Raw genomic sequence first — 4,620 nt, 5'->3', positions numbered from 1 at the left:
GCTTTGGGCCCCCGGGCCCGGCCTCGGCCAACCCCGCCCCCGGCAAGCCCGATGGGCTTGCCCTGCCGATCATCACCATCCGCGACATGGTGCGGGCGCAGCAGATGCTGATCGACCATTTCGGCATCGAGAAACTGTTTTGCGTGCTCGGCGGCTCGATGGGCGGCATGCAGGTGCTGGAATGGGCGTCGAGCTATCCGGAGCGCGTCTTCTCGGCACTGCCGATCGCCACCGGCGCGCGCCATTCCTCGCAGAACATCGCCTTTCATGAGGTTGGCCGGCAGGCTGTCATGGCCGATCCGGACTGGCATGGCGGCAAATATTTCGAGCACGGCAAACGCCCGGAAAAGGGCCTGGCGGTAGCGCGCATGGCCGCCCACATCACTTACCTGTCGGAAGCCGCCCTGCACCGCAAGTTCGGCCGCAATCTGCAGGATCGCGAAGCGCTGACCTTCGGCTTCGACGCCGACTTCCAGATCGAAAGCTATCTTCGGCACCAGGGCATGACCTTCGTCGATCGCTTCGACGCCAATTCCTACCTCTACATGACGCGGTCGATGGACTATTTCGACCTCGCCGCAGACCATGGCGGCCGGTTGGCCGATGCCTTCGCCGGCACGAAAACCCGCTTCTGCTTGGTGTCGTTCACCTCGGATTGGCTGTTCCCGACCGAGGAGAGCCGCTCGATCGTGCATGCGCTCAACGCCGCCGGCGCATCGGTATCCTTCGTCGAGATCGAGACCGACCGTGGCCACGACGCATTCCTGCTCGACGAGCCGGAACTGTTTGCCGCCATTAACGGCTTCATCGGCTCGGCCGCCCGGGCGAGAGGGCTCAGCGCATGACCCGGAAAAATTGCAGGCTTTTCGGATCGGGATCATGCGCCAGGCGGGAGGCGAAGCCATGAGCGTCAACCGCGACCAGCGCGTCGACCTCGAAGTCGTCGCCAACCTCATCCCGCCACAGTCGCGCGTGCTCGATGTCGGCTCGGGCGACGGCTCGCTGCTCGAACTGCTGCAGGACACCAAGCAGGTCGACGGCCGCGGACTCGAGCTGTCGCAGCGCGGCGTCAACGAATGTGTGGCGCGCGGCCTCTCGGTCATCCAGGGCGATGCCGACAAGGATCTCGAATTCTATCCCGACAAGGGCTTTGACTTCGTCGTCCTGTCGCAGACGCTGCAGGCCACCCGCAACCCCAAGCTGGTGCTCGACGAACTGCTCAGGATCGGCAACCGCGCCATCGTCTCCTTCCCCAATTTCGGCCATTGGCGTGTGCGCCTGTCGCTGTTCCTCAACGGCCGCATGCCGGTGACCAAGGACCTGCCCTATTCCTGGTACGACACGCCCAACATCCACTTCTGCACCATCCGCGATTTCGTCAATCTGTGCGACGAACTCGGCGCGACAGTCGAGAAGGCAACCGCCCTCGACGCCGCCGGCCAGAAGATCGGCCTGTCGATGCCGTGGTGGTTCTGGAATTTCTTCGGCCAGCAGGCAGTGTTCTTGCTGAAACGGTAATTTCCGCACCGATCAAAGACCCGACTCGCCAAGCAACAGTGTGTTTGCCGCCGAGCAAAGTCGCCCTGTATGACGATCGCGAACCAGTGTAAATGGCGTCGACTGTTTGACAGCGGGCTAGTGCGGCTATAGCCACACTGACGGCTCGGGGGGGCAAAAATGGTCGAAGAACGCGCAACTTATTCACTCGTCGTCGAAATGGAGAATGCAAAGTCGATCGACTGGGACGAGATCGGCGTTGGGATGAAGGCCTTGGCTCGGGAAATCTCATCGGTTTCAGCAACCGGTTCAGCGCATACCTTTCATACGACGACTTCTTTTCAAGAACCTTTGCGTTGATCTGGTTTTTCCCGATGGCCCGTGGAGACGGTCGATTTGCCTCGAAGCGAGCGATCAACGCCAACAATGTAGCGTTTCGACGCGAGTGGATCCTCAGCCACCCTTTTCCAAAACATAACGGCTTCAAGGTTTCCTGCACTTTGCTGATGCGCGAACTGCTGCGGGAAGGCCACAAAATTCATAATGTCAACGCACGCGTTTATCACTATTCGCCGCGGGGCTGGCGGTTCTTTTACTGGCGCGCCCTGGTTACAGGTCGCGACGCCGACCGGAAGTTCGTTGCGCTCAATTCGCCGAGCCGCACGCGACGGATAGTCAAGTCCTTCAGCCGGTGGCTCACCATGTCATGGCGCACGACACGACGGATCGTAGGCCATGCCCGGGAAACCGGGATGCCGCTTTGGCAGGTTCCCTTTTCTCTGATTGTCGGTCAGGCATTTTATGGTTTGGCGTTTTGGGGCCAGTTCAGTTTCGCAACTGGCATGGTTCGCGACAAAATCGAAACGGTGCCAGACTATGTTGGGCATAGCTAGACGCTGTACCGCCATTCCTTGAACCGCAGTTCAGCGTCCAATTGATCCTTGATCCGGCGATTGCTCCAGAACATCCGTGGCCTTGTGCGGATGTTCGACGCCGTCGACGAACACCACATCGGCCTCCGAATTGTCCGTGCGCAGCGCCAGTATCGCTTGGTAGGCCGGCGAATTGTACCAGCCATGCACATGCTGCCTGTCGGGAAATTCTATGATGATCAGATGGCCAGGCCAGTCGTTCTCGATCACCTCCACATCGCCGCCATGGACCAGAAAACGGCCGCCGAAAGGTTCCAGCGTGGCATCTATCCTATGCAGATATTCGACGATCTGCGGACCCATTGTGGCTTGGCGCATATGGGCGACGGCGTAAGCGGCCATGACTGAACTCCCTTGTCATCGAAGCCGAGTTGCCGGCCTCTGCATGGGCAATCTGACCAAAGGCCGAGCGCTAAGCGATTACGTCTGAGGTAATGGGATGTATGCTATCTGTCATGATGGGTTGCTTCCACGGTGATTCGTAATGCTATGTGCGGCGGTGCTGTTGCAATTGGAACGCTAAGAGCGGGGATTCGTTGTCTCGCCTGGATTGAGTACCGGCACGGTGGGTGACAGGGGCAGTCGTTTTTTATAGCGTCGCGCCGACTGTGATGTGGTGTAGAGAAAGGGAAGTCCAATCCATTCGACCGTTCTGAAAATCGAAAAGTCCTGGACAGACGCGCAACCCTGCGCAGGAAACAGCTGACAGACATGGCCGGGATCGATCCAGTACCTCTCATCACGGTCATTACGCCGACCCACAACCGACGCGAAACAGTGTTGCGCGCCGTGGAAAGCGTATTCTCCCAGAGCATGTCGAGGTTTGAGCACATTGTCGTCGACGATGGTTCGACCGATGGGACCGAAGCGGCGCTGGCCCGCATCCAGGACCCGCGGCTGATCTATGTCGGGGCGAAATGGCGAGGCGCCAACGCCGCCAGGAATGCCGGCATCGAGCGGGCGCGGGCACCGTTGGTGACGTTCCTCGATTCCGACGACATCTACTTGCCGCACCGGCTTGAACGAACCCTGACCTGGTTCGATGAAAATCCTGCACTGCAAGTGCTGATCAGTTCGTTCGTGTCCCTGAAGGGCAATCGCATCACAAACTGCGCCAACCCAGAGGCATTCGTGAGCCCCGCAATGCTTGAGCGGACGCTGGTTGGGCAGACCATCTTCATCGCCGGCTCCGCGATCACTGCTCGCCGTGAAGCCTTGCTGGCCATCGGCGGCTACGACAGCGACATCACCCGCATGCAGGATCGCGAATTGCTGCTGCGCCTTGCCCGGCGCTTCGGTGCGCAACTGTCCGAGGACCTCGACTGGACGAAATACAATTCGGAGAACTCGATTTCCGGCCGCCGTGACGGCTATGTCGAGGCCTATGCGAACCTGATGGGCAAACATCCTCATATTGCCCACGCCTACCCGCACATTCCGCCTTACATGATCTCGCGGCAGCTCATCGCCGATATCCTGCGAGGCAGGATACCGGAGGCATTCCAGGGCTATATGGCCAACCGATCGTCGAAAGCGCTTGGCTACTCGCTGCCGGAATTGATGCAAGGCTATGTCCATGGCCGACGCTGGCGCCGCGATCTCTCCAACGAGTTTCGCAACCAATGTGGCGCCCGGCTCGCCTGAACCCAGAGCAACTCCAGGAAAATCGTGGAACGGTTTTCCCTCCGGATTGCGTGAACCGCACTATCGAGAGCTCAGCGGTCAAGTTCGGGAAAATACGGATCCGATAAAAACCGCCTGTCCCGTTCGCCCTGCAGGCAGTCTATCGGCTTGGCCGCGTCGACGGGGGTGATTCTCGCCTTGTCCCGAATGCCGCTCACTTCGAGGATCAGCTTGCGCCGGATGGCTGTCGAAAACTCCGCGGCGGCATAGATGGGCAGCACGAAGGAACCGGGCCCGCCGGTCACGCACTGCGCGTAATACTGGTCGAGATGGCTGAAGGTGGGCGACGGGCTGATCAGGATCGGCAGGCCGTTGACGACGATGCCTTTGGCAGTCGCCGCATCACGCGTCGCGGTGACTGGCGGCCCGATATTGTTCGGTCCGTCGCCCGAAATGTCGATGACGCTACGTTCGCCCTGGAAAGACGTGCGGTCGAAAAGCTCGGCACCGAAGGCCAGCGCGCCGGAAATCGAAGTGCCGCGAAAGCTGCGGAACGGGCGCGCTGGCC

The 4,620-nt window shown here is 60.1% G+C and carries 7 protein-coding genes; 5 read left to right on the top strand and 2 right to left on the bottom strand.

From position 1 onward, the window contains the following. The 4 genes from EN991_RS24405 to EN991_RS24395 all read left to right on the top strand — a co-directional run. The coding region (locus EN991_RS24405; RefSeq protein WP_127369721.1) for a homoserine O-acetyltransferase at window positions 1-845 on the top strand (845 nt) is incomplete at its 5' end. 58 nt (window positions 846-903) lie between these two features. After that, window positions 904-1,518, top strand: a complete 615-nt coding sequence (gene metW / locus EN991_RS24400; protein ID WP_013529385.1) for a methionine biosynthesis protein MetW — start codon at window positions 904-906, stop codon at window positions 1,516-1,518. Window positions 1,519-1,677: 159 nt separating this feature from the next. After that, a complete protein-coding gene (locus EN991_RS41080; RefSeq protein WP_245461067.1) occupies window positions 1,678-1,857 on the top strand; it encodes a hypothetical protein in 180 nt (59 codons plus the stop codon). Further along, window positions 1,854-2,390, top strand: coding sequence for a hypothetical protein (locus EN991_RS24395; protein WP_245461066.1), 537 nt, complete (start codon window positions 1,854-1,856; stop codon window positions 2,388-2,390). Before EN991_RS41080 ends, EN991_RS24395 begins: the two co-directional genes overlap by 4 nt. A 30-nt stretch (window positions 2,391-2,420) precedes the next feature. Here EN991_RS24395 and EN991_RS24390 read toward each other — a convergent pair whose 3' ends face one another. Then, window positions 2,421-2,771, bottom strand: coding sequence for a DUF1330 domain-containing protein (locus EN991_RS24390; protein WP_013529383.1), 351 nt, complete (start codon window positions 2,769-2,771; stop codon window positions 2,421-2,423). A gap of 369 nt (window positions 2,772-3,140) precedes the next feature. Between EN991_RS24390 and EN991_RS24385 the strand changes: the two genes are divergently transcribed. Next, on the top strand, window positions 3,141-4,073 hold the full coding sequence (locus EN991_RS24385) for a glycosyltransferase family 2 protein (protein WP_013529382.1): 933 nt from the start codon (window positions 3,141-3,143) through the stop codon (window positions 4,071-4,073). 71 nt (window positions 4,074-4,144) lie between these two features. On the opposite strand, the gene EN991_RS24380 is transcribed toward EN991_RS24385, so the two are convergent. Continuing rightward, window positions 4,145-4,620, bottom strand: a 476-nt coding sequence (locus tag EN991_RS24380; RefSeq protein WP_127369720.1) for a DUF1194 domain-containing protein, incomplete at its 5' end; no start/stop codon positions are given.

The organism is Mesorhizobium sp. M7A.F.Ca.US.005.03.2.1 (assembly GCF_003997795.1).
GTDB classification, from domain to species: domain Bacteria; phylum Pseudomonadota; class Alphaproteobacteria; order Rhizobiales; family Rhizobiaceae; genus Mesorhizobium; species Mesorhizobium ciceri.
The sequence above is the reverse complement of the archived record's forward strand: the minus strand, read 5'-3'. Positions and strand labels throughout refer to the sequence as shown.

Excerpts from the sequence above, each read along its gene's own strand:
- EN991_RS24385 (WP_013529382.1), top strand. The coding sequence starts at position 3,141 with ATGGCCGGGATCGATCCAGTACCTCTCATCACGGTCATTACGCCGACC.
- EN991_RS24390 (WP_013529383.1), bottom strand. The coding sequence starts at position 2,771 with ATGGCCGCTTACGCCGTCGCCCATATGCGCCAAGCCACAATGGGTCCG.
- EN991_RS41080 (WP_245461067.1), top strand. The coding sequence starts at position 1,678 with ATGGTCGAAGAACGCGCAACTTATTCACTCGTCGTCGAAATGGAGAAT.
- metW (WP_013529385.1), top strand. The coding sequence starts at position 904 with ATGAGCGTCAACCGCGACCAGCGCGTCGACCTCGAAGTCGTCGCCAAC.